Genomic DNA, 20,792 nt, shown 5'->3' with positions numbered 1-20,792 from the left:
GGCAGCAGGGCAGGGCAGCAGCAAAGGGCCGCAAAGATAACCCAGATGCTGCGCTGCGGCACACTCGCGGGCTGTCCCGTTTTGTCCCCTACACAACACCCGGAGCCCCGCATGGAACTGGTTCAACTCGGCCGCAGCGATCTGCGCGTCACGCCCATCTGCCTGGGCACCATGACCTTTGGTGAGCAGGTCGACCAGGCCACCGCCTTCCAGATCATGGACCGCGCGCTGGAGCGCGGCATCAACTTCATCGACACCGCCGAGATGTACTCGGTGCCCACCCGGCGCGAGACCTTCGGTGCGACCGAGACCATCATCGGTCACTGGCTCGCCGCCCGGCCCGAGGCGCGCAGCCGCATCGTGCTCGCCACCAAGGTCGCCGGCCCGGCACGCGGCATGGACTGGATCCGCGGCGGCAGCGCCGACCTGACCGAGGCCGACATCCTCGCCGCCTGCGACGACAGCCTGCGCCGCCTGCAGACCGACGTGATCGACCTCTACCAGATCCACTGGCCGGTGCGCCACACGCCGATGTTCGGCGCGCTCTACTTCGAGCCGCGCAAGGACAAGCCGTGCACGAGCATCGAGGTGCAGCTGCAGGCGCTCGACAAGCTCGTGCGCGCCGGCAAGGTCAGGGCCGTGGGCGTGTCCAACGAAACCCCCTACGGCGTGTGCGAATTCATCCACCAGGCCGAACGCGCCGGCCTGCCCCGCATCGCCACCGTGCAGAACCCCTACGCGCTGACCAGCCGCGCCGCCGACAACGGCCTGGACGAGGCCTTGCACCGCCACGACGTCTCCCTGCTGGCCTACTCGCCGCTGGCCTTTGGCGCGCTGACCGGCAAGTACGACGCCCTCGGCCTGGAAGACCCCGCCAACCCCGGCCGCATGGCCCGCTTCGACAGCATGAAGAAGCAACGCTGGGCCCGCCCCGAATCCCTCGCCGCCGCCCGCGCCTACAACGCCCTGGCCCGCGAACACGGCCTCACGCCCACCCAACTGGCGCTGGCCTTCTGCTACCGCAACTGGCGCGTCGCCAGCACCATCATCGGCGTGACCCGCGTGGCGCATCTGGATGAATGCGTGGACGCGTGGGGCACCGAGTTGTCGGCGGAGTTGCTGGCGGGGATTGATGAGTTGCGGTGGAAGTTTAGGGATCCGGCGCAGTGAGTTTCTAGGCCGTCGTCACCGAACTACCCGTCATTCCCGCGAAGGCGGGAATCCAGGCGCACCAACCGTCACCGAGCTTCTGGATTCCCGCCTTCGCGGGAATGACTGAGAGGTGCGGATAGCACCTGCTGCCTAAAAACCTCGCGCAATCCCTTGAATAGAGGATGTGATGGGGCTTCTCAGAGTGAACGGCGTTGGATATGCTGCAATAAATCGTCACGCCTTTGGTGCGTTATGCGACGGAGTCCTGATGCGAGTGGTGACGTATAAGTTACGTTAGGCTTTACAGTCCAATTATCATGCCTTACTCAAATAAATTTTTCACCGCCCTTAAATTTATTGCCCTTGCGATGGTCACCATTTTTTTGTCTCGCCCGGTGCTGGTACAAGCTCAAGGAATTTCTGTCTGGGGCTCTGGCCAAGAGTCTTGCGGTGCGTGGATGGCCAACCGAGCAAGCCCAGACAACCGAACCGTAATGCTTAATTGGGTATTGGGTTTCATGAGCGGTAGCAATTGGTCAAACCGGACAAAGCAATCGCGTCCACCAGATTCTTCCGCCGTTGCCTCATTCATAGATCTGTATTGCGCAAACAACCCGCTGCATGGTCTGGTACTGGCCGCCGCTGTTGTCGTGCAGGAGACAGGGGGGCCTCGCGTGCAGCACGAGTGGAAGAGATGAAGCGCAACAAGCTTTAAATATTCATTTCAGTCAAAATCTGCCAACTTGCGAACACGGCAATGTTGGTGTACTACCGTCGTTGCCTATTTGGCTCGAACGCTGGAACCACAAATGCCCCATCTCCAAGCCGAAGCTGTTGAAGCGATGACCAGGGCGTTTCGCCACATCGAGCGCGCTCTTACGTCGCCGCAACGCGTACCGCACGGAAAATCGTTCGTCTTCCGGTATGAGAATAAGGGCATTCACGAAGCATTGGTACAGAAACTCGCAAGGAGTATCAGTGGCTTGAACGCCGTCGCTGTGCTACTCGACTTTGGCTACGTTCAAGAAGTTGGTGTCCTTTTTCGCACTCTCGATGAGATTCATGAGGATATCTTCTTCTTGGCTACCGCTGAGACGAACGCAGCAAAGACGGAGCGACACGACAAATATCTGGAAGCGTTTTACTCCGAGGTCATATTTTCACGCCCCAAAGACAGTCTGGAAATCCAGAGGCCGAACATGGTTCCGCGCAAAAAGATTCGTGCGCACACAATAAATACCTTAGGACAAGGAGTCAATAAATCTCAAGCATTGGCTGCTGGAGAAAGCGTTAGCACCGCCTATTCTGGATACGTACACGCTGCTTCTGAGAACATCATGGACATGTGTGGTGGTGACCCTCCACACTTCTATCTCACAGGAATGCGAGGCACGCCGCGTATCTCTGAGTTCGCGCGAGATGCGGAGAACTACATCTACAGGGGTCTCATGGCTACCATCGCCGCAGCAAAGGCCTTTGGTGATGGACCGCTTGTTGAGGAAATCTACAAGTTTCTGGCGGCATACGAGTCAGCCAATGGATACACGCCGCCCGCCCAGTAGCCAGTCATCCAGGACCCGAAAACTAGGCATTGCGCGGTGCCCCCTGGATTCCCGCCTTCGCGGGAATGACGGATCAATATCAAATAACTGCAGCAGTGGCCACCACCTCAATCCGCCACTCCGCCCGTGCCAACCGCGCCTGCACCGTCGCCCTCGGCGGCGCGTGGCCCGCAGGCACCCAGGCGTCCCACACGGCGTTCATGCCAGAGAAATCGGCCAGGTCGGCCAAGTAGATCTGCACCATCAGCAGGCGGGTCTTGTCGCTGCCGGCGCGCTCCAGCAGGCGGTCGATCATGGCCAGCACTTGCGCGGTCTGGCCGGTGATGTCCTGGGTGGCGTCGTCGGGCACTTGGCCTGCGAGGTAAATGGTGCCGTTGTGCACGGCCATCTCCGACAGGCGGGCGCCGACGTCGTAGCGTTCAATGGGGCTCATGGCGGCTCCTCAGCGTTTCTTGCGTTTGGCGGCAGGTTTGGCGGCTTTGCCCACGGGCGCTGCGGCGGCGGGGGCCGGGGCTGACTTCTGGCCGAGCTTGCTTTCGGTGCCGGCCATCAGCTTGCTGATGTTGGCGCTGTGGCGCCAGATCAGCAGGGCGCTCATGGCGGTGATGGCGAGCGTGGCGCTGGACGGGTTCCACGCCACCATCTGCACCACTGGCGCGGCCAGCGCGGCGATCAGCGCGGCCAGTGACGAGTAGCGCGTGAAATAGGCCACCGCTAGCCAGATGGCCAGCACCGTGAGGCCCAACGCCGGGTTGAGGCCCAGCAGCGCGCCGGCGGCGGTGGCCACGCCCTTGCCGCCCTGGAAGCGGAAGAACACCGGCCAGACGTGGCCGATGAAGGCGGCCAGCCCGACCAGCGCGGCCGTGCCTTCGCCCAGGCCGTAGGCCGGGCCCCAGTGCACCACGGCGAGTACCGGCAGCAGGCTCTTGAGCAGGTCGAACAGCAGCGTCAGGATGGCGGCGGTCTTGTTGCCCGAGCGCAGCACGTTGGTGGCGCCGGGGTTGCCCGAGCCGTAGCTGCGCGGGTCGGACAGGCCCATGGCGCGGCTGACGATGACGGCAAACGACAGCGAGCCGATCAGATAAGCCAGCAGCACGGCGGCGGCGTTCCAGAGCAGGGACATGGCGGGGGTTTCTTGCAGAGTGGTACCGGGCGCGGAGTGTAGAAGCCCGGCAAGACTTGCCCTGCCGGATCAGCGCTCGGCGAGGGCCGTGTCAGCGCTCGGCGCTGTCGGCCACCTGTACGGATCTGGCCTGCAGCAGTTCGGTCAGCAGCGCGGGCGCCAGGCCGACCAAGTAGCCGCGCCGCCCGCCGTTGATGTAGATCTGCGCAAGCGCCAGCACGGTGTGCTCGACGTAGATCGGCATGGCCTTGCGCAGGCCGAACGGGCTGGTGCCGCCGACCTGGTAGCCGCTGTGGCGCTGCGCGACCTCGGGCTTGCAGGGCTCGATTTTCTTGGCGCCGATCTGGCGCGCCAGGTTCTTGGTGCTGACCATGGCGTCGCCGTGCATCAGCACGATCAGCGGCTGGGCGTCCTGGTCCTGCATTACCAGGGTCTTGACGACGTGGTGCTCGTCGACGCCCAGCTGCCGCGCCGATTCGGTGGTGCCGCCGTGGTCGACGTAGTCGTACGGGTGTTCGGTGAAGGCGGCGCCGTGGTCACGCAGGAACTGCGTCGCAGGCGTGGCGCTGACGTGGGCGGTTTTCTTGGCCATCGTTCGGCGGCTTCAGTCTTCCGACAGGCCCAGCGCAGCCAGGTCGCCCCGGCCGGCGCGCACCAGCACGGCGTCGCCGCCGGTCAGGTCGACCACGGTGGTGGGCTCGGCCGGGCAGGCGCCGGCGTCGATGAAGACCTGAATCAGCTTGTCGTAGCGGGCGCGGATGTCGTCGGCGTCGTTGAGCGGTTCGCGCTCGCCCTGCGGGATCAGCGTGGTGCCGAGCAGCGGCTGGCCGAGCATGTCGAGCAGGTCCTGCGTGACGCGGTGCTCGGGCACGCGCAGGCCGATGGTGCGGCGGCTGGGGTGCGACAGCCGGCGCGGCACCTCCTTGGTCGCTTCCAGGATGAAGGTGTACGGCCCCGGCGTCACGCTCTTGAGCAGGCGGTACTGGCGGTTGTCGACGCGGGCGTAGTTGGCCAGCTCCGACAGGTCGCGGCACAGCAGCGTCAGGTGGTGCTTGTCGTCGACGCCGCGGATGCGCCGCAGGGTGTCGGCGGCGTTCTTGTCGTCCAGATGGCAGACCAGCGCGTAGCTCGAATCGGTCGGAATGGCGGCGATGCCACCGGCGGCAATGATGGCGGCGGCCTGCTTGAGCAGGCGCTGCTGCGGGTTGTCAGGGTGGACTTCGAAGTGCTGGGCCATGAGGGGTAAGTCAGGGTCTTGATCAGGGGCGGACGATGCGGTCGTCCAGCAACTCCCACACCGGCTTGAGCGTGCCGGCCAGCCAGGGCAGGGTGCCGAGGTCGATGCGGCTTTCGGTGGGCGAGTGGAAGTCGCTGCCGCGCGAGGCGGCCAGGCCCAGCTCCAGCGCCATGTCGGTGTACTTGACGGCCTCGGCCGAGCTGTGGCTGCCGGTCACGACCTCGATGGCCTTGCCGCCGTGGGCCATGAATTCGGTGAAGAGCGCGTATTCCTCGGTCGGGCTGAAGCGGTAGCGCGCCGGGTGCGCCACCACGGCCACGCCGCCGGCTTGCGTGATCCAGCGCACCGCGTCGCCGAGAGCGGCCCAGCGGTGCGGCACGAAGCCGGGCTTGCCGTCGGTGAGGTATTTGCGGAAGACCTCGTTGGTGTCGCTGCACACGCCGGTGCCGACCAGGAAGCGGGCGAAGTGCGAGCGCGAGATCAGGTCCGGGTTGCCGACGTACTGCAGCGCCCCTTCATACGCGCCCTGGATGCCGACCTTGGCCAGGCCGGCGGCCATCTCGCGCGCCCGGGCCTCGCGCCCGCCGCGGGTGGTGGCCAGGCCTTGCAACAGCGCGGCGTTCTCGACATCAAAGCCCAGGCCGACGATGTGCACGGTCTCGCGGGCGAAGGTGACCGAGATCTCCACCCCGCTCAGCCACGACATGCCGAGCGCCAGCGCGGCCTCGCGGGCGCGCTGCTGGCCGCCGATCTCGTCGTGGTCGGTCAGGGCCCAGAGCTCGACGCCGTTGGCGTGCGCCCGCGCGGCCACGGCCTCGGGGCTGAGCGTGCCGTCGGAGACGGTGGAATGGCAATGAAGGTCGGCGTTGAGGATGCTCACGGGATCATTGTAGGAAGTGGGCCGCCTTCAACCCTGACGCGGCAGGATGGCCCCGATCACAGCCGCAGTTTGCGGCGCCTGCAGGTGGTGGCCCTGCGCTGCGTCACAGCCGAGCGAGATCAGCGTCTGCAGCTGCGCTTCGGTCTCCACGCCCTCGGCCACCACGGGGACGCCCAGGTTGTGGCCGAGGGCGATCATGGTCTGCACCAGCTGGGCATCGCTGGGCGCGCGGCCCAGGTCGCTGATGAAGCTGCGGTCCATCTTCAATCGCCCGACCTGGAAGCGCTTGAGGTAGGCCAGCGACGAGTAGCCGGTGCCGAAGTCGTCGATGCTGAAGGTCAGCCCCTGCTGGCGCAGCGCCTGGATGCAGGCCTCTGCCCGGCGGTCGGGGGCCATCAGGCCGGCTTCAGTCACCTCCAGCTCCAACAGGGCGGCGGGCAGGCCGCTGGCTTGCAGCGCGGCGCGCACGCGCTCGGCGGTCTGGCCGCTGCGCAACTCCGTGGCCGACAGGTTGACGGCGATGCGGCCGAACGCCAGCCCGGCATCGCGCCAGGCGCGGCCCTGCCGGCAGGCCTCGCCCAGCACCCACTGCCCGAGGGCGCCGATCTGGCCGGTTTCCTCCAGCGCGGGCAGAAAGTCGGCCGGTGCCAGCGGCGGCAGGCCGGGCTGGTTCAGCCGCACCAGCGCTTCGACGCCGATGATGCGGCGATCGCTCAGCCGGTAGATCGGCTGGTAGAACAGTTCGAACTCCTGGGCCTCCAGCGCCCGCTGCAGCCGCGTGTCCAGCGCCAGGCGCGTCCGGGCGGCCTGGGTCAGGCCTTGCGTGTAATAGCGGTAAGTGCCCCGGCCGGCGCGCTTGGCCTGGTACATGGCCGCGTCGGCATCGCGCACCAGGTCGCCCGCATGGGTGCCGTCGCTCGGGTAGACGCTGATGCCCAGGCTGGCGCGCACGTAGACCTCCTGCCCGGCGATCAGAAAGGGCGCGTTGAGCAGGTTCAGCAGCTCCTGCGCCACCGGTGCGGCATCCTGCGGCTGGCGCAGGCGCTCCAGCACGAGGATGAACTCATCGCCGCCGAGCCGGCCCAGCGTGTCCTCGCGCCGGGTGCGCTGGGACAGGCGCTCGGCCACGGCGTGCAGCAGGTCGTCGCCGGCGCCATGGCCCAGGCTGTCGTTGATGGTCTTGAAGTTGTCCAGGTCGATGAACATCACCGCCACGCCGTGGCCCTGGCGCTGGGCGGCGTCGATGGCGTGGTCGAGCCGGTCCAGCACCATCAGCCGGTTGGGCAACTGCGTCAGCGGGTCGAAGTGCGCCAGCCGGTAGAGCTTGTCCTCGGCCAGCTTCTTGGTGGTGATGTCGGTGAAGACCGCCACGTAGTGCGTGGGGCGTTGCTCGGCATCGCGCACGGTGCTCAGCGACATCCACTGCGTGTAGGTTTCGCCGTTCTTGCGCCGGTTCCAGATCTCGCCCTGCCACTGGCCCTGCGTCTTGAGCGTGCGCCACATGTCCTCGTAGAAGCCGGTCTCCTGCCGGCCGGATTGCAGCATGCGCGGCATCCGGCCCAGCGCCTCGGCCTCGGTGTAGCCGGTGATTTCGGTGAAGGCGCGGTTGACCGAGACGATGCGCGGCTGCAGGTCGGTGACCATCACGCCGTCCTGCGTGCTCTCCAGCGCGGCGGCGTGCAGGCGCATGCGGCCCTCGTACTCGGTGCGCTCGACCGTGCTCTGGATCTGGTCGAGCGCAAAGCTCAGGTCAGCGCTCACTTCGGTGAAAAGCGTCTGTTCCTCGCGGTCGGTCGGGTCGAGCTGGTCGCGCATCAGCATCAGCACCGCCACGACCTGACCGCGGCAGCGCAGCGGCAAGGCCACGGCGCCAAGCTCCAGGTGTTCATCGTGCTGCCAGGCCAGTACGCCGCTGTGCTGGGCCTGGCGGGCGGTGGCCTCGAACCAGGCTGGCGTGTCCTGCCAGGGCAGGTCGCCGCTGCTGCACGTCAGCTGGAAGGGCGCCTCGGCGGTGGTGAAGTCGGCCAGCCCGTCGGTGACCTGCAGCACCGCCGCCGCGCGGAAGTGGCCGTGGCTGATGGCCGCCTGGGCGATGCGCCGGTACAGCTCGCTGGCTTCCCGCGTCATCACGATGGCCTGGTTGACCTGGCTGAGGAAGCTGTAGAGCCGCGTCAGGTCATCGACGCGCAGCAGCGCGGCCTTGCGCAGGCTGATGTCGAAGCTGATCCACACCGCCATGTTCTGGCCCGGCACCGCGCTGACGCGGCCCTCGAACCAGCGCACGCCCGTCGGCAACTGCAGCATGAACTCGCAGCTCTGCGTCTGGTGCGTGTCCAGCGCCAGCGCCAGCAGGTCGAGAAAGACGCGGGCCTGATCCGGCGGGAAGAAGTCGCTGATGCGGTGGCCGATCAGCTGCGCCTTGGGTGCGGTGAGCTTGTCCTCGGGGCCAAACACGTCCAGGTAGCGGCCCTCGCGGTCCAGCAGCAACGACACATCCGGAATGGCCGAGGCAAAGGCGCGCAGCCGGCCGTCGCTCTCGGCCTGGGTTTGCTGCACGCGCAGGCGCAGGAACTCAAGGCGTGCGATCAGCCCGAAGCCGACCATAACCAACAGCAGCACCAGCGCCAAAACCAGCGTGGAGGGGATCACCGTGATGTCCCCGGTCGAGATTTCTTTTTCATGACTCCCCTTTGCAGACGGTGCCGATGCCGGCGTGACAACCGATCGAATGGCACCACTTGTGACAAATTGTCAGTGCTAGTCACGGGATGATTCGGTGCCGCCATGCCGCAAAGCCTGGGAAAGCCAACCTAAATGCACAGCTTTTGATTCAAAACAAACCGCACACTTACGAAATTGCTGTTTCTTGCGAAATTGCAATTTCAGGCGTGGTGGCTTATCAAAGACCGGTTGAGGGTTGGTCATCAAAAACTGTATATTTGTACAGTTATGAGAGCCTTCATCATCCCGTCCTCTTCATCGGCCGTTTCTGATCCGCTGCGTCACTCGGTCGTACCCAAAGGCCGCGGCACCGGCTGGCAGATTGCCCACCGCTTCGAGTCGCGCCAGCGCGAAACGGCCGACGATGGCTGGGGCAGCATGGAGGACTTTGCGGCGAATGCCGCAGCACCACCGCCGCCCACGGCCACCGCGGTGCGCGAGGAGCGCGTGGTCAGCATCCTCAACCGCAACGACTCGCCCGACGTGCCGTTCGACCTGTCGGTCAACCCTTATCGCGGTTGCGAGCACGGCTGCATCTACTGCTACGCGCGGCCCACGCACAGCTACCTCAACCTGTCGCCGGGGCTGGATTTCGAGACCCGGATCGTTGCTAAGGTCAACGCCGCCGAGCGCCTGCGGGCTGAGCTGGCACGGCCGGGCTACGTGCCGCAGCCCATCAACCTGGGCTCGGCCACCGATGCCTACCAGCCCGCCGAGCGCCGCGTGCGCATCACCCGCTCGATCCTGGAGGTGCTGCATGAGTGCCGCCACCCGCTCTCCATCGTCACCAAGTCGGGCGGCATCGTGCGCGATCTGGACCTGCTCGCGGCCATGGCGCAGCGCCAGCAGGTGCTGGTGTTCATCAGCGTGACGACGCTCGACCCCGGCTTGGCGCGCATCCTGGAGCCGCGTGCGGCCTCGCCGGCGCGGCGGCTGGCGGCCATCAGGGCGCTGACCGATGCGGGGGTCTGGGTCGGCGTGAACGTCGCGCCAGTGATCCCGTTCGTGAACGAGCCCGAGATCGAGCAGATCCTGGCCGCCGCCGCTCAGGCCGGCGCCCGCAGCGCGCACTGGACGGTGTTGCGCCTGCCGTGGGAGGTCAAGCCGCTGTTCCAGGACTGGCTGGCGCAGCACTTTCCGGATCGGGCCGAGCGCGTCATGGCCCGCCTGCGCGAGATGCGCGGCGGCCGCGACTACGACGCCGACTTCAGCCTGCGCATGAAGGGCTCGGGCGTCTGGGCCGCGCTGATCGGCCAGCGCATGGAGAAGGGCGCGGCGCGTGTCGGGCTGACGCGCGAGGTGCCCCGGCTCGATTTCTCGGCCTTCATCCGGCCGGCGCCGCTGCCGGTACAGCGCCAGAAGCCGGCGCACGACCCGCAGGGCGAGCTGTTTTAAGGGCGGACCTGAGGGCTGACCCTGAGGCGTCAAGCGCGTGACAGTTTCGGCACAGCTGTTTGCAGTCCAATGGCGACATCACGTTCTACCGCCCCGGCAACCAGGAGATCCGCATGGCCCGTTCCCACGCTTCCTTCCAATGGCAGGACCCGCTGCTGCTCGACGCCCAGTTGAGCGACGACGAACGCGCCGTGCGCGACGCCGCCCGCGCCTACAGCCAGGACCGCCTGCAGCCGCGCGTGCTCGAAGCCTTCCGCCACGAGCGCATGGACGCCAGCATCTTCCGCGAGATGGGCGAACTCGGCCTGCTCGGCGCCACCATCCCTGAGCAGTACGGCGGCGCGGGTCTCAACTACGTCTGCTACGGCCTGGTGGCGCGCGAGGTCGAGCGGGTCGACTCCGGCTACCGCTCGATGATGAGCGTGCAAAGCTCGCTGGTGATGGTGCCGATCCACGCCTTCGGCAACGAAGCCACCCGGCAGAAATACCTGCCCAGGCTGGCCACCGGCGAATTCATCGGCTGCTTCGGCCTGACCGAGCCCGACCACGGCTCCGACCCCGGCAGCATGGTCACGCGCGCCCGCAAGGTCGACGGCGGCTACAGCCTCACCGGCGCCAAGATGTGGATCACCAACAGCCCGATCGCCGACGTCTTTGTCGTCTGGGCCAAGGACGATGAAGGCCAGATCCGCGGCTTCGTGCTCGAGAAAGGCTGGAAGGGCCTGAGCGCGCCGGCCATCCACGGCAAGGTCGGCCTGCGCGCCAGCATCACCGGCGAAATCGTGATGGACAACGTCTTCTGCCCCGAAGAAAACGCCTTCCCCGAGGTGCGTGGTCTCAAAGGCCCGTTCACCTGCCTCAACAGCGCCCGCTACGGCATCGCCTGGGGCGCACTGGGCGCGGCCGAGTTCTGCTTCGAGACCGCGCGCCAGTACACGATGGACCGCCGTCAGTTCGGCCGGCCGCTCGCGGCCACGCAGCTCGTCCAGAAGAAGCTCGCCGACATGCTGACCGACATCACGCTCGGCCTGCAAGGTTGCCTGCGGCTGGGCCGCATGAAGGACGAGGGCACGGCGTCGGTCGAGATCACTTCGATCATGAAGCGCAACTCCTGCGGCAAGGCGCTCGACATCGCCCGTACCGCGCGCGACATGCTCGGCGGCAACGGCATCAGCGACGAATTCGGCGTGGCGCGGCACCTAGTCAACCTGGAGGTGGTCAACACCTACGAGGGCACGCACGATGTGCACGCCCTGATCCTCGGCCGCGCTATCACCGGCCTTGCGGCGTTTTGATGGTGCCCCCACGCTCCCTGCGGTCGCTGCCCCCCGAGTGGGCGTGCAGCCGGCTTGAGGCGGCTCGGCGCCGGCTGCCATGACGGCGCCCACAGCGCTGCAAGGCCTCAAGGTCCTCGACCTGTCGCGCGTGCTTGCCGGTCCCTGGGCCGGGCAGATGCTGGCGGATCTGGGGGCTGACGTCGTCAAGATCGAACGCCCCGGCAGTGGCGACGACACCCGCGCCTGGGGCCCGCCGTGGCTGCCGGATGCGCAAGGGCGCGACACCGCCGACGCGGCCTACTTCTTCTGCGCCAACCGCAACAAGCGCTCGGTCGCGGTCGACCTGGCCGACCCGGCGGGTGCGGCACAGGTGCGGCGGCTGGCGGCGCAGGCGGACGTGGTGCTGGAGAACTTCAAGGTCGGCGGCCTGAAGGCCTACGGGCTGGACCATGAGACGCTGTGCGCCGCGCATCCGGGGCTGATCTACTGCTCGATCACCGGCTTCGGCCAGACCGGTCCGTATGCGCCGCGTGCGGGCTATGACTTCCTGATCCAGGCCATGGGCGGGCTGATGAGCGTCACCGGTCGTGCCGAGGGCGAAGAGGGCGCCGGGCCGCAGAAGGTCGGCGTGGCGCTGGTCGATGTCATGACCGGCCTGCACGCCGCCATCGCCGTGCTTGCGGCGCTGCAGCACCGCCACCGCACGGGGCAGGGCCAGCACATCGACCTGGCCTTGCTGGACGTGCAGATCGCCACGCTCGCCAACCAGACCGCCAACTATCTTGTTGGCGGCGCGGTGCCGGGTCGCATGGGCAATGCGCACCCCAACATCGTGCCCTACCAGGATTTCCCGACGGCCGACGGCGACATGATCCTGGCCATTGGCAACGATGGCCAGTTCGCGCGCTTCTGCGCCGTCGCAGGCCGGCCGGAATGGTCGGTAGATGCGCGATTCGCCAGCAACGCCCAGCGCGTGGCCCACCGTGCCGTGCTGATTCCGCTGCTGCGTCAGACCACCGTGATGCGCAGCACCGCCGAGTGGGTCGCAGCGCTGGAGTCACAGGCGGTGCCGTGCGGGCCGATCAACCGGCTTGACGCCGTGTTTGCCGATCCGCAGGTTCTGGCGCGCGGGCTGCGGGTCGATCTGCCACACGCGGGTGGCCCGCCCGTGCCGGGCGTGGCCAACCCGATCCGGCTGTCGGCCACGCCGGTGACTTACCACCATGCGGCGCCGCTGCTGGGCCAGCACACCCGCGAGGTGCTGGCCGACTGGCTGGGTGAGTGAGGGTCTGAAGGCGCGCGGGCTTCAGCCGCGCAGCGCCAGCGAGCCGGCGCTGCGGCCGGTCTCATTGAGGTTGATGCGCGTGCCCTGCGCGCAATAGCGCTGCAGCAGGCCCTGCGCCTGTGCATGCATTTCGGGGTACATGTCGATGCGGTCGCGGTAACGCTCCAGCACCAACTGTGCGAGTTCGAGCAGCTTGGCGTTGAGGTTCTCGCCGCCCTGGCGCAGCAGGGTCTGCACCGCAATCGCGGGTGAGCCCTTGACGCTGTGCGTCATGGCGCGCTCGGCCATGCCGGTGATGCTGGCCTGCGCCTCGCGAATCAGTGTCTGAGTGGGTTCATGCGCCCGCGCAGCGCCCAGCAGCAGATCGGTGGTGGCCTTGGAGACGCAGAAGCGCATGGCCAGTGCACGCAGCCACCCTTCGGCTTCGGGCACGACCAGCGCGCCACCGGCCAGCCGGCTAAGCAGCGAGACGAGGTTGATGGCCGACTCGAAGTCGAATTCGGCCTCGCGAATGGTGCTGCCCAGTTCGCGCAGCGTGCGGCTGGCGCTGTCCGACTGGCGCTGCATCAAGGCGTGCAGCACCTGGGTGATGGCCAGCAGGCGCAGGTTGCGGACGCGGGTTTCGTCGGGCGCGGTTTCTGCAACGGTGTCGATCAGTGCGTCCGGGTCGAGTTCCGCACGCGCCGGCTTGCGGCGCTGGGTCTGCTCGACCGCATGGGTGAGCGTGTCCACCACGCGCTGCAGGCCACGGCTGTCGGCCTGATCGAAGCGCAGCAGCGCCAGCAGCACGAGGCTCTGCAGATCGAAGGTCTTGCTGCTGATGCCGGTGACCATGGCCTTGTCGAGCGCCTTGGTCGCCTCGGCCGCGTCGCCGGTGTAGAAGGCGAGCGCGCCCAGCTTCTGCAGCCGGCCGATGCTGGCGGGCGTCAGCTCGCTGGCGCGGCGGTAGGTGGTCAGGGCAGCATCCAGCTCGCCATGGTCAAGGTGCACCCGGCCGAGCACGTCGTAGGCGTCGGCATAGCCGGGGTTGTTGGCGATCAGTTCCTGCAGCGTGCGGCGGGCCTGCTGCGGCGCGCCACCGTCGAGTTCGGCGCGGGCGATGCCGAGCTTGGTCCAGGGCAGGGCGCGGGTTTCGCGCACCGACTCGAACAGCCTGCGCGCCGCGTCGTGCTGGCCGATGCGCAGCAGCAACTCGGCACCGATGCGGGCGGCATAGAGCCAGAACTCGCCGCGCCGGCCGTAGCGTTCCAGGCACAGCGCGGCGGCGCGGCCATGGTCGCCGGCCTCGATGGCACTGAAGATCGGCTTGAGCACCTTCTTGCGGTGGCGCGCCTGCTGCACGCGGTCGGCCAGGATGGTGGCGTTGTGCGGCTTGAGCAGGTAGCTGTCGAGCGCGGATTCCGCCGCTTCGGCCACCTTGGCGTACGAGGCCTCGCCGGTGACCATGATGAAGACGGTCGAGAAGGGCAGCAACTGGGCGCGCCGCAACTCGTCGAGCAGGTCCTGGCCGTCGTAGCCGCCGCCATGGCTTTGATCGAAATGGTGCTCGCACAGCACGATGTCGAAGCGGCGCAACTCCAGGATGCGCCGGGCATCGGTGGCCCGCGAGCACTGCGCCACGGTGCCCAGCCCGAACTCGCGCAGCATGCCCACCAGGGTGCTGCGCGAGGTGGGGTTGCCGTCGATCACCAGCGCGCAGCACTCTTGAATGTCAGGGTCGAGCAGTTGCATCTGTGGGCGCCATCAAAAAAGGCCTCCACCCAGGAGGCCTTTTTCATATCGGCATTGCCGGCGCTTACTTGAACAGGTCCTTGACGCGGTCGGTCCAGCTCTTGGCGTTGGGCGAATGTTTGTCGCCGCCTTTCTTGAACGACTCGTCCAGTTCCTTCAACAGCTTGCGCTGGTGCTCGGTGAGCTTGACGGGCGTCTCGGTGGCGATGTGGCAGTACAGGTCGCCCGGGTAGCTGGAGCGGATGCCCTTGATGCCCTTGCCGCGCAGCCGGAAGGTCTTGCCGTGCTGGGTGCCTTCGGGCAGCTCGATCTCGGCGTTGCCGCTGAGCGTGGGCACCTCGATGGCGCCGCCGAGCGCGGCCGTGGTCAGGCCGATCGGCACGGTGCAGTGCAGGTCGTCGCCGTCGCGCTCGAAGATGTCGTGCTGCTTGATGCGGATCTCGACATACAGGTCGCCCGCCGGACCACCTTGCACGCCTGGCTCGCCGTGACCACGCAGCGCGATGCGCTGGCCTTCGTTGATGCCGGCTGGAATCTTGACCTCGAGCGTCTTCTGCTTCTTGATCTTGCCGGCGCCGCTGCAGGTGACGCAGGGCTCGGGAATGATCTTGCCGCTGCCGTGGCAGTGCGGGCAGGTCTGCTGGATGCTGAAGAAACCCTGGCGCATGTGCACCGTGCCCGAGCCGCTGCAGGTCGTGCAGGTCTTGGGGCTGGTGCCGGGCTTGGCGCCGCTGCCGTGGCAGGTTTCGCACTCTTCCCAGGTGGGAATGCGGATCTGCGTTTCCTTGCCGTTGGCCGCCTCGGGCAGCGTGATTTCCATCGCGTAGCTGAGGTCGGCGCCCCGGTAGACCTGCTGGCCACCACCGCGTCGGCCGCCGCCTTGGCCCTGGCCGCCAAAGATGTCGCCGAAGATGTCGCCAAACGCCTCGGCAAAGCCGCCGAAGCCTTCACCGCCCGGCCCGCCCCGGCCCATGCCGCTGTTGGGGTCGACGCCGGCGTGGCCGTACTGGTCGTAGGCGGTCCGCTTCTGCTCGTCGGAGAGCATCTCGTAGGCCTCCTTGACCTCCTTGAACTGCTCCTCGGACGCCTTCGCACCCTCACCCTGATTGCGGTCAGGGTGGTGCTTCATGGCCAGCTTGCGGTAGGCCTTCTTGATCTCGTCCTGATCGGCGGTTTTTGCCACGCCCAGGACTTCGTAGTAATCGCGCTTCGCCATGAAAAAAACCTGCAATCACGGATGTAGGAACGCCGCGCTGAACAGCAGACAGGCCGTCTGCTCCCCGAACGCGGCGAAGGCTCACAGGCGGCCTCGCGGCCGCCTTGAGATCACTTCTTGACTTCTTTGAACTCGGCGTCGACCACGTCGTCGGCATCGGCGGGCTTGGCGCTGCCGGCCTCGGCCTGCGGCGCGTCGCCTGCGGCGGCACCCGCACCGGCGGCAGCTTGCGCGGCCTGCTGGTCAGCGTACATCTTCTCGCCGAGCTTCTGGCTGGCGGCCATCAGCGTGTTGGTCTTGGTCTCGATGTCGTCCTTGTCGTCGCCCTTGATGGCTTCCTCGACGTCCTTGATGGCGGCTTCGATCTTTTCCTTCTCGCCGGCTTCGAGCTTGTCGCCGTAGTCGGTGAGGGACTTCTTGACCGAGTGCACCATCGCGTCGCCCTGGTTCTTGGCCTGGACGATGGCGAGCTTCTTCTTGTCCTCGGCGGCGTTGGCTTCGGCGTCACGCACCATCTTCTGGATCTCTTCTTCCGAGATGCCCGAGTTGGCCTTGATGGTGATCTTGTTTTCCTTGCCGGTGGCCTTGTCCTTGGCGCCGACGTGCAGGATGCCGTTGGCGTCGATGTCGAACGAGACTTCGATCTGCGGCGTGCCGCGTGCGGCCGGCGGAATGCCTTCGAGGTTGAACTCGCCCAGGCTCTTGTTGCCTGCCGCCATCTCGCGTTCGCCCTGGTAGACCTTGATGGTCACGGCCGGCTGGTTGTCATCGGCGGTCGAGAAGGTCTGCGAGAACTTGGTCGGGATGGTCGTGTTCTTGCTGATCATCTTGGTCATCACGCCACCGAGCGTCTCGATGCCGAGGCTCAGCGGGGTCACGTCCAGCAGCAGCACGTCCTTGCGCTCGCCGCCCAGCACCTGGCCCTGGATGGCCGCGCCCACCGCGACAGCTTCGTCAGGGTTGACGTCCTTGCGCGGCTCTTTGCCGAAGAACTCCTTGACCTTGTCCTGCACCTTGGGCATGCGGGTCATGCCGCCGACCAGGATCACGTCGTCGATGGCGCTGACCGACACGCCGGCGTCCTTCATGGCGGTACGGCAGGGGGCGATCGTGCGCTCGATCAGTTCGTCGACCAGGCTTTCGAGCTTGGCGCGGGTGAACTTGATGTTGAGGTGCTTCGGGCCGCTGGCGTCGGCCGTCACGTAGGGCAGGTTGATGTCGGTCTGCGAGGAGTTCGACAGCTCGATCTTGGCCTTCTCGGCCGCTTCCTTCAGGCGCTGCAGGGCCAGCACGTCCTTGGACAGGTCGACGCCTTGCTCTTTCTTGAACTCGGCAATGATGTAGTCGATGATGCGCTGGTCGAAGTCCTCGCCGCCCAGGAAGGTGTCGCCGTTGGTCGACAGCACTTCGAACTGCATTTCGCCATCGACGTCGGCAATCTCGATGATCGAGATGTCGAACGTGCCGCCACCCAGGTCATACACCGCGATCTTGCGGTCGCCCTTGCCGTGCTTGTCCAGGCCGAAGGCCAGGGCTGCCGCAGTCGGCTCGTTGATGATGCGCTTGACGTCCAGGCCGGCGATGCGGCCGGCGTCCTTGGTGGCCTGGCGCTGGCTGTCGTTGAAGTAGGCCGGCACGGTGATGACGGCTTCGGTGACTTCTTCGCCGAGGTAGTCTTCGGCGGTCTTCTTCATCTTGCGCAGCACTTCGGCGCTGATCTGCGGCGGGGCCATTTTCTTGCCGCGCACTTCGACCCAGGCGTCGCCGTTGTCGGCGGCCGAGATGGTGTAGGGCATCAGGTCGATGTCCTTCTGCACTTCCTTCTCGGTGAACTTGCGGCCGATCAGGCGCTTGACGGCGTACAGCGTGTTGCGCGGGTTGGTCACGGCCTGGCGCTTGGCCGAGGCGCCGACGAGGATCTCGCCGTCTTCCTGGTACGCAATGATCGACGGCGTGGTGCGTGCACCTTCGCTGTTCTCGATCACGCGCGTGGTGTTGCCTTCCATGATGGCCACGCACGAGTTGGTCGTGCCGAGGTCGATACCGATGATCTTGCCCATGTGTTTACTCCGGGGAAATTTGTTGGCTTGTTGGCGATTTGCGGCTGGCGGCCGGGCTTTCAAGGGCGGCGCAATCGATGTGCAATCAATTTGCGCTGCATCAACTTGGCGGCTCCGGGCGCGGCGCGGTCTTTACTTGGGTGCGGACACCGTCACGAGCGCCGGCCGCAGCACGCGGTCGTTGATCAGGTAGCCCTTCTGCAGCACCGCGACCACCGTGTTGGGGTCCTGCGCTGCCGGCACCACGCTGATGGCCTGGTGCTGGTGCGGATCGAACTTGGTGCCCATGGGCGGGTTGATCTCCAGCACCTTGTTGCGCTCCAGCGCCTGGCCCAGCTGGCGCAGCGTGGCGTGCACGCCTTCGAGCATCTGCTCGGGCGAGCCCTTGCCCGAGGCGTGGGTGGCGATGGCCGCCTCCAGGCTGTCCTTGACGGGCAGCAGGCTGTCGGCGAAGCCTTCGACGGCGTACTTGCGCGATTTGGCGATTTCGTCGTCCGCGCGGCGGCGGGCGTTCTCGGCCTCGGCCTTGGCGCGCAGGTAAGCGTCGGCCAGGTCGGCGTTCTTGGCTTCGAGATCGGCGATGCGCGCGGCGCTGTCGTCGATGATCTCGGTCGCACCGGTGGCGGTGGTGGTGGGTTCGGTGTGAGCGAAGTTTTCGGGTTCAGACATGGTTTTTTATGGACTGGGAACCACAGACGTCAAACGACGGACTGTGGTGAACTGACGCCAGAGCCCCTGATTTCAAGAGGGTGGTTTTGAAGTTTTTGCGGCTAGAATTCATGGGAAATAATCCCAGCCATGTCTGACGCCTCTTCCTCCCCTGTTTCCGTCGACACCTCCGTCGACCCGCAAGCCCAGCGGGCGCTGGATGGCATCGCCGTGGTCCTGCGCCCGCTGGTGCGCTGGCTGCTGCGCCACGGCGTGCATTACGGCGCGGTGGCGCAGGTGCTCAAGCAGGTCTTCCTGGCCGAGGCGCGGGCCGAGCTGACCCGCCGCGGCAGCAAGGCCACCGACTCGGCGCTGAGCGTGCTCTCGGGCGTGCACCGCAAGGACGTGCGTGCGCTGTCCGACCAGAACCTGGCCACCGCGCCGCTGGCGCCCACGCCGGCGTCGGTGCTGTTCACCCGCTGGATCACCGACGCGCGCTTTCGCACCACGCCCGGCGACCTCAACACGCCGCTGCGCCTGCGCCTGCCGCGCCAGGGCGAGGCACCGAGCTTCGAGGCACTGGCGCGCGAGACCTCCAGCGACGTCCACCCGCGAACGCTGCTGGAGGAATTGCAGCGGCTGGAACTCGTCACGCAAGACGGTGACGACGTGGTGCTGGCCGGTGACCGCTTCGTCAGCCGCCCCGAGGACGAAAGCGCCGCGCAGACCCTGGCCGTCAACGCCGCCGACCACCTGGCCGCCGCCGTGCACAACCTGCAGCCGGGCAGCGCCGGGCGCTTTCTGGAGCAGAGCGTCTACGCCAACGGCCTGAGCGCCGAATCAGCCCAGGCGCTGGCACAGCGGGCGCGCGAACTCTGGGCCCCCGCTTTCCAGGGCATGGTCACCAGCGCCACCGAGCGCGTGCGCGCCGACGACAGCCGCAGCGACACGCCCATGCGCATGCGCTTCGGCGTCTATTACTTTCATGAAGCGGTGCCCGACTCGGCTCAAGCCCTGGCGCCCGCTGCCGACAACAAGCGCTCGGGCTCTGCGTCCTGAGCCCGTGAGGAGACCGCATGTCTGTTCGTTCTGGTGATGATGGCCGCGCCACGCGCGCTTCACGCGCCCTGGCCCCGTGGTGGCTGGCTCTGACGCTGGCCGCCTGTGGTGGTGGTGACGTCGGCACCAACGGCACGGGTGCCGCGCCCAGCAATACGGTGGGCACGGTGTCGGGCTTTGGCAGCGTGATCGTCGACGGCGTGCGCTATGACGACAGCAAGGCGCTGGTGCAGGTCGAGACCGGCGCCGGCACCTTCGCGCTCACGGAGGCGAAGTTCGGCCAGCGCACCTCGGTGGTCTTCACGACCGCAGCGGCGGGCAGCCTCTACGACGGCCTGGCCTCGCGCATCGAGGTCGACCCGGCCGTCAAGGGCCGCATCGACAGCAAGACGAGCGATGGCTTCGTCGTGCTCGGCCAGACCATCAAGGTCAACACCGTGCAGGGCGCCGGCCCGGTGACGGTGTTCGATGGCGCGGCCTCGCTGGCGGCGCTGGCACAGGGCGATGCGGTCGAAGTCCACGCCGTGCGCCAGGCCGACGGCAGCCTGCTGGCCACGCGGGTCGAGAAGCAGACATCGCTGTCGAGCCTGCGTGTGGGCGGTGTGGTCACGGCCGTCACCGACAGCACCCTCCAGATCGGTGGCCTGACGGTCAACCGCGCCAGTGCCAGCCCGTCGCCCAGCGTGGAACGGGGCCAATCGGTGGTGGTGTTCGCTGCGGTCAACGGCTACACCGTCGGTGCCAGCACGCTGGTGGCGTCGTCCGTGCGGGTGAAGTCGACCGCGACGGTCGCGTCGTCGGACGACACCTACCTGAGCGGTGTGGTGGCCAGTGCGGGCAACGCGTCGTTCAAGCTCGACGATGTCACGGTGCGCAGCAGCGTGGCGCAAGCCAACGACACCTATGTCCGCGTCAAGGGCAGGTACGGCAGCGATGGCAGCTTCACGGCCACCGAAGTGCAGGTGCGGCGCAGCGATGACGATGTCAACGGCGAACTCCACGGCACGATCAGCGGCTGGACGGCGCCCGCCGTGGGCACGGCCGGCTCGTTCATCTTGCGCGGCACGTTGGTGTCGATCACCGCAGCGGTGGCCGCCAGCTTTGATCGCGACAAGTGCGCCGTGGGCACCGCGCTCGGCAACGGGGTTTACGTCGAAGTCGAAGGCCGCCCCACCACCACCGGGCTGCAGGCCAGCAAGATCAAGTGCGAGGGCAGCGACTCATCCAGCGTGGATGGCGCCACCGCCGAAGCCGAGGGCACGATCAGCGGCCTGAACACCAGCGCGAAGACCTTCACGGTCGACGGCCGGCAGGTGTCCTACAACGCCAGCACCTACTTCAAGGACCTGACCGAGGCAGACCTCAGGAACGGACTGCTGGTCAAGGCTGAAGGCCCGCTCAGCGGCACGGTGATCGTGGCCAAGAAGATCGAGCTGGAAGACTGAG

General features: G+C 66.8%; 17 protein-coding genes. 7 read left to right on the top strand and 10 right to left on the bottom strand.

Annotation, left to right across the window (positions count from 1 at the left end; translation table 11 throughout):
* Positions 1 to 111: 111 nt before the first annotated feature.
* Together AC5IG3_RS16605 and AC5IG3_RS16600 are read left to right on the top strand one after the other, a co-directional pair.
* Positions 112 to 1,170, top strand: coding sequence for an aldo/keto reductase (locus AC5IG3_RS16605; RefSeq protein WP_491907395.1), 1,059 nt, complete (start codon positions 112 to 114; stop codon positions 1,168 to 1,170).
* A 791-nt stretch (positions 1,171 to 1,961) separates the two neighbouring features.
* Positions 1,962 to 2,714: a hypothetical protein gene (locus AC5IG3_RS16600; protein WP_491907394.1), complete on the top strand. Its 753-nt coding sequence runs from the start codon at positions 1,962 to 1,964 to the stop codon at positions 2,712 to 2,714.
* A gap of 79 nt (positions 2,715 to 2,793) precedes the next feature.
* Here the strand turns inward: AC5IG3_RS16600 and AC5IG3_RS16595 are convergent, their stop codons facing one another.
* From AC5IG3_RS16595 to AC5IG3_RS16570, 6 genes are all read right to left on the bottom strand, one after another.
* On the bottom strand, positions 2,794 to 3,147 hold the full coding sequence (locus AC5IG3_RS16595; RefSeq protein WP_491907393.1) for a RidA family protein: 354 nt from the start codon (positions 3,145 to 3,147) through the stop codon (positions 2,794 to 2,796).
* Between the two features lie 9 nt (positions 3,148 to 3,156).
* The gene (plsY, locus tag AC5IG3_RS16590) at positions 3,157 to 3,837 is read right to left on the bottom strand and encodes a glycerol-3-phosphate 1-O-acyltransferase PlsY (protein ID WP_491907392.1); all 681 of its coding nucleotides are present in this window, start codon (positions 3,835 to 3,837) and stop codon (positions 3,157 to 3,159) included.
* A gap of 91 nt (positions 3,838 to 3,928) precedes the next feature.
* Positions 3,929 to 4,429 (bottom strand): Cys-tRNA(Pro) deacylase, encoded by a 501-nt coding sequence (gene ybaK, locus AC5IG3_RS16585; RefSeq protein WP_491907391.1) that lies wholly within the window; start codon positions 4,427 to 4,429, stop codon positions 3,929 to 3,931.
* A gap of 12 nt (positions 4,430 to 4,441) precedes the next feature.
* Positions 4,442 to 5,074, bottom strand: a complete 633-nt coding sequence (locus tag AC5IG3_RS16580; RefSeq protein ID WP_491907390.1) for an L-threonylcarbamoyladenylate synthase — start codon at positions 5,072 to 5,074, stop codon at positions 4,442 to 4,444.
* A 22-nt stretch (positions 5,075 to 5,096) separates the two neighbouring features.
* Positions 5,097 to 5,954, bottom strand: a complete 858-nt coding sequence (locus tag AC5IG3_RS16575) for a 3',5'-nucleoside bisphosphate phosphatase (protein ID WP_491907389.1) — start codon at positions 5,952 to 5,954, stop codon at positions 5,097 to 5,099.
* A 27-nt stretch (positions 5,955 to 5,981) separates the two neighbouring features.
* Positions 5,982 to 8,603, bottom strand: a complete 2,622-nt coding sequence (locus AC5IG3_RS16570) for a sensor domain-containing protein (RefSeq protein ID WP_491907388.1) — start codon at positions 8,601 to 8,603, stop codon at positions 5,982 to 5,984.
* Positions 8,604 to 8,903: 300 nt separating this feature from the next.
* On the opposite strand from AC5IG3_RS16570, the gene AC5IG3_RS16565 reads away from it, so the two are divergent.
* The 3 genes from AC5IG3_RS16565 to AC5IG3_RS16555 all read left to right on the top strand — a co-directional run bounded on the left by AC5IG3_RS16565 (position 8,904) and on the right by AC5IG3_RS16555 (position 12,632).
* Positions 8,904 to 10,070, top strand: coding sequence for a PA0069 family radical SAM protein (locus tag AC5IG3_RS16565; RefSeq protein WP_491907387.1), 1,167 nt, complete (start codon positions 8,904 to 8,906; stop codon positions 10,068 to 10,070).
* Positions 10,071 to 10,183: 113 nt separating this feature from the next.
* A complete protein-coding gene (locus AC5IG3_RS16560; protein ID WP_491907386.1) occupies positions 10,184 to 11,365 on the top strand; it encodes an acyl-CoA dehydrogenase in 1,182 nt (393 codons plus the stop codon).
* Positions 11,366 to 11,444: 79 nt separating this feature from the next.
* A complete protein-coding gene (locus tag AC5IG3_RS16555) occupies positions 11,445 to 12,632 on the top strand; it encodes a CaiB/BaiF CoA transferase family protein (RefSeq protein WP_491907385.1) in 1,188 nt (395 codons plus the stop codon).
* 21 nt (positions 12,633 to 12,653) lie between these two features.
* On the opposite strand, the gene AC5IG3_RS16550 is transcribed toward AC5IG3_RS16555, so the two are convergent.
* From AC5IG3_RS16550 to grpE, 4 genes are all read right to left on the bottom strand, one after another.
* The gene (locus tag AC5IG3_RS16550; protein WP_491907384.1) at positions 12,654 to 14,363 is read right to left on the bottom strand and encodes a response regulator; all 1,710 of its coding nucleotides are present in this window, start codon (positions 14,361 to 14,363) and stop codon (positions 12,654 to 12,656) included.
* A 64-nt stretch (positions 14,364 to 14,427) separates the two neighbouring features.
* Positions 14,428 to 15,579 carry a molecular chaperone DnaJ gene (dnaJ, locus tag AC5IG3_RS16545; RefSeq protein ID WP_491907383.1) on the bottom strand — a complete coding sequence of 384 codons (1,152 nt, stop codon included), beginning with the start codon at positions 15,577 to 15,579 and terminating at the stop codon, positions 14,428 to 14,430.
* 110 nt (positions 15,580 to 15,689) lie between these two features.
* On the bottom strand, positions 15,690 to 17,639 hold the full coding sequence (gene dnaK / locus AC5IG3_RS16540) for a molecular chaperone DnaK (protein WP_491907382.1): 1,950 nt from the start codon (positions 17,637 to 17,639) through the stop codon (positions 15,690 to 15,692).
* 132 nt (positions 17,640 to 17,771) lie between these two features.
* Positions 17,772 to 18,308, bottom strand: a complete 537-nt coding sequence (gene grpE / locus AC5IG3_RS16535) for a nucleotide exchange factor GrpE (protein ID WP_491907381.1) — start codon at positions 18,306 to 18,308, stop codon at positions 17,772 to 17,774.
* A 129-nt stretch (positions 18,309 to 18,437) separates the two neighbouring features.
* Here grpE and AC5IG3_RS16530 point away from each other — a divergent pair, with 129 nt between their 5' ends.
* Both AC5IG3_RS16530 and AC5IG3_RS16525 read left to right on the top strand, forming a co-directional pair.
* Positions 18,438 to 19,346: a DUF6502 family protein gene (locus AC5IG3_RS16530; RefSeq protein ID WP_491907380.1), complete on the top strand. Its 909-nt coding sequence runs from the start codon at positions 18,438 to 18,440 to the stop codon at positions 19,344 to 19,346.
* Positions 19,347 to 19,363: 17 nt separating this feature from the next.
* Positions 19,364 to 20,791 carry a DUF5666 domain-containing protein gene (locus AC5IG3_RS16525; RefSeq protein ID WP_491907379.1) on the top strand — a complete coding sequence of 476 codons (1,428 nt, stop codon included), beginning with the start codon at positions 19,364 to 19,366 and terminating at the stop codon, positions 20,789 to 20,791.
* The last annotated feature ends 1 nt before the right edge of the window (position 20,792 follow it).

The organism is Leptothrix sp. (in: b-proteobacteria) (genome assembly GCF_965250675.1).
Classification (GTDB): domain Bacteria; phylum Pseudomonadota; class Gammaproteobacteria; order Burkholderiales; family Burkholderiaceae_C; genus Sphaerotilus.
This window is presented reverse-complemented; position numbering and strand designations above follow the sequence as displayed.

What these genes read in the sequence shown, in the direction of transcription:
- AC5IG3_RS16565 (WP_491907387.1), top strand. Translation starts at nt 8,904, where the DNA reads ATGAGAGCCTTCATCATCCCGTCCTCTTCATCGGCCGTTTCTGATCCG.
- AC5IG3_RS16555 (WP_491907385.1), top strand. Translation starts at nt 11,445, where the DNA reads ATGACGGCGCCCACAGCGCTGCAAGGCCTCAAGGTCCTCGACCTGTCG.
- AC5IG3_RS16525 (WP_491907379.1), top strand. Translation starts at nt 19,364, where the DNA reads ATGTCTGTTCGTTCTGGTGATGATGGCCGCGCCACGCGCGCTTCACGC.
- plsY (WP_491907392.1), bottom strand. Translation starts at nt 3,837, where the DNA reads ATGTCCCTGCTCTGGAACGCCGCCGCCGTGCTGCTGGCTTATCTGATC.
- dnaK (WP_491907382.1), bottom strand. Translation starts at nt 17,639, where the DNA reads ATGGGCAAGATCATCGGTATCGACCTCGGCACGACCAACTCGTGCGTG.
- AC5IG3_RS16580 (WP_491907390.1), bottom strand. Translation starts at nt 5,074, where the DNA reads ATGGCCCAGCACTTCGAAGTCCACCCTGACAACCCGCAGCAGCGCCTG.
- AC5IG3_RS16560 (WP_491907386.1), top strand. Translation starts at nt 10,184, where the DNA reads ATGGCCCGTTCCCACGCTTCCTTCCAATGGCAGGACCCGCTGCTGCTC.
- AC5IG3_RS16530 (WP_491907380.1), top strand. Translation starts at nt 18,438, where the DNA reads ATGTCTGACGCCTCTTCCTCCCCTGTTTCCGTCGACACCTCCGTCGAC.
- AC5IG3_RS16600 (WP_491907394.1), top strand. Translation starts at nt 1,962, where the DNA reads ATGCCCCATCTCCAAGCCGAAGCTGTTGAAGCGATGACCAGGGCGTTT.
- grpE (WP_491907381.1), bottom strand. Translation starts at nt 18,308, where the DNA reads ATGTCTGAACCCGAAAACTTCGCTCACACCGAACCCACCACCACCGCC.
- AC5IG3_RS16605 (WP_491907395.1), top strand. Translation starts at nt 112, where the DNA reads ATGGAACTGGTTCAACTCGGCCGCAGCGATCTGCGCGTCACGCCCATC.
- AC5IG3_RS16550 (WP_491907384.1), bottom strand. Translation starts at nt 14,363, where the DNA reads ATGCAACTGCTCGACCCTGACATTCAAGAGTGCTGCGCGCTGGTGATC.
- AC5IG3_RS16595 (WP_491907393.1), bottom strand. Translation starts at nt 3,147, where the DNA reads ATGAGCCCCATTGAACGCTACGACGTCGGCGCCCGCCTGTCGGAGATG.
- ybaK (WP_491907391.1), bottom strand. Translation starts at nt 4,429, where the DNA reads ATGGCCAAGAAAACCGCCCACGTCAGCGCCACGCCTGCGACGCAGTTC.
- dnaJ (WP_491907383.1), bottom strand. Translation starts at nt 15,579, where the DNA reads ATGGCGAAGCGCGATTACTACGAAGTCCTGGGCGTGGCAAAAACCGCC.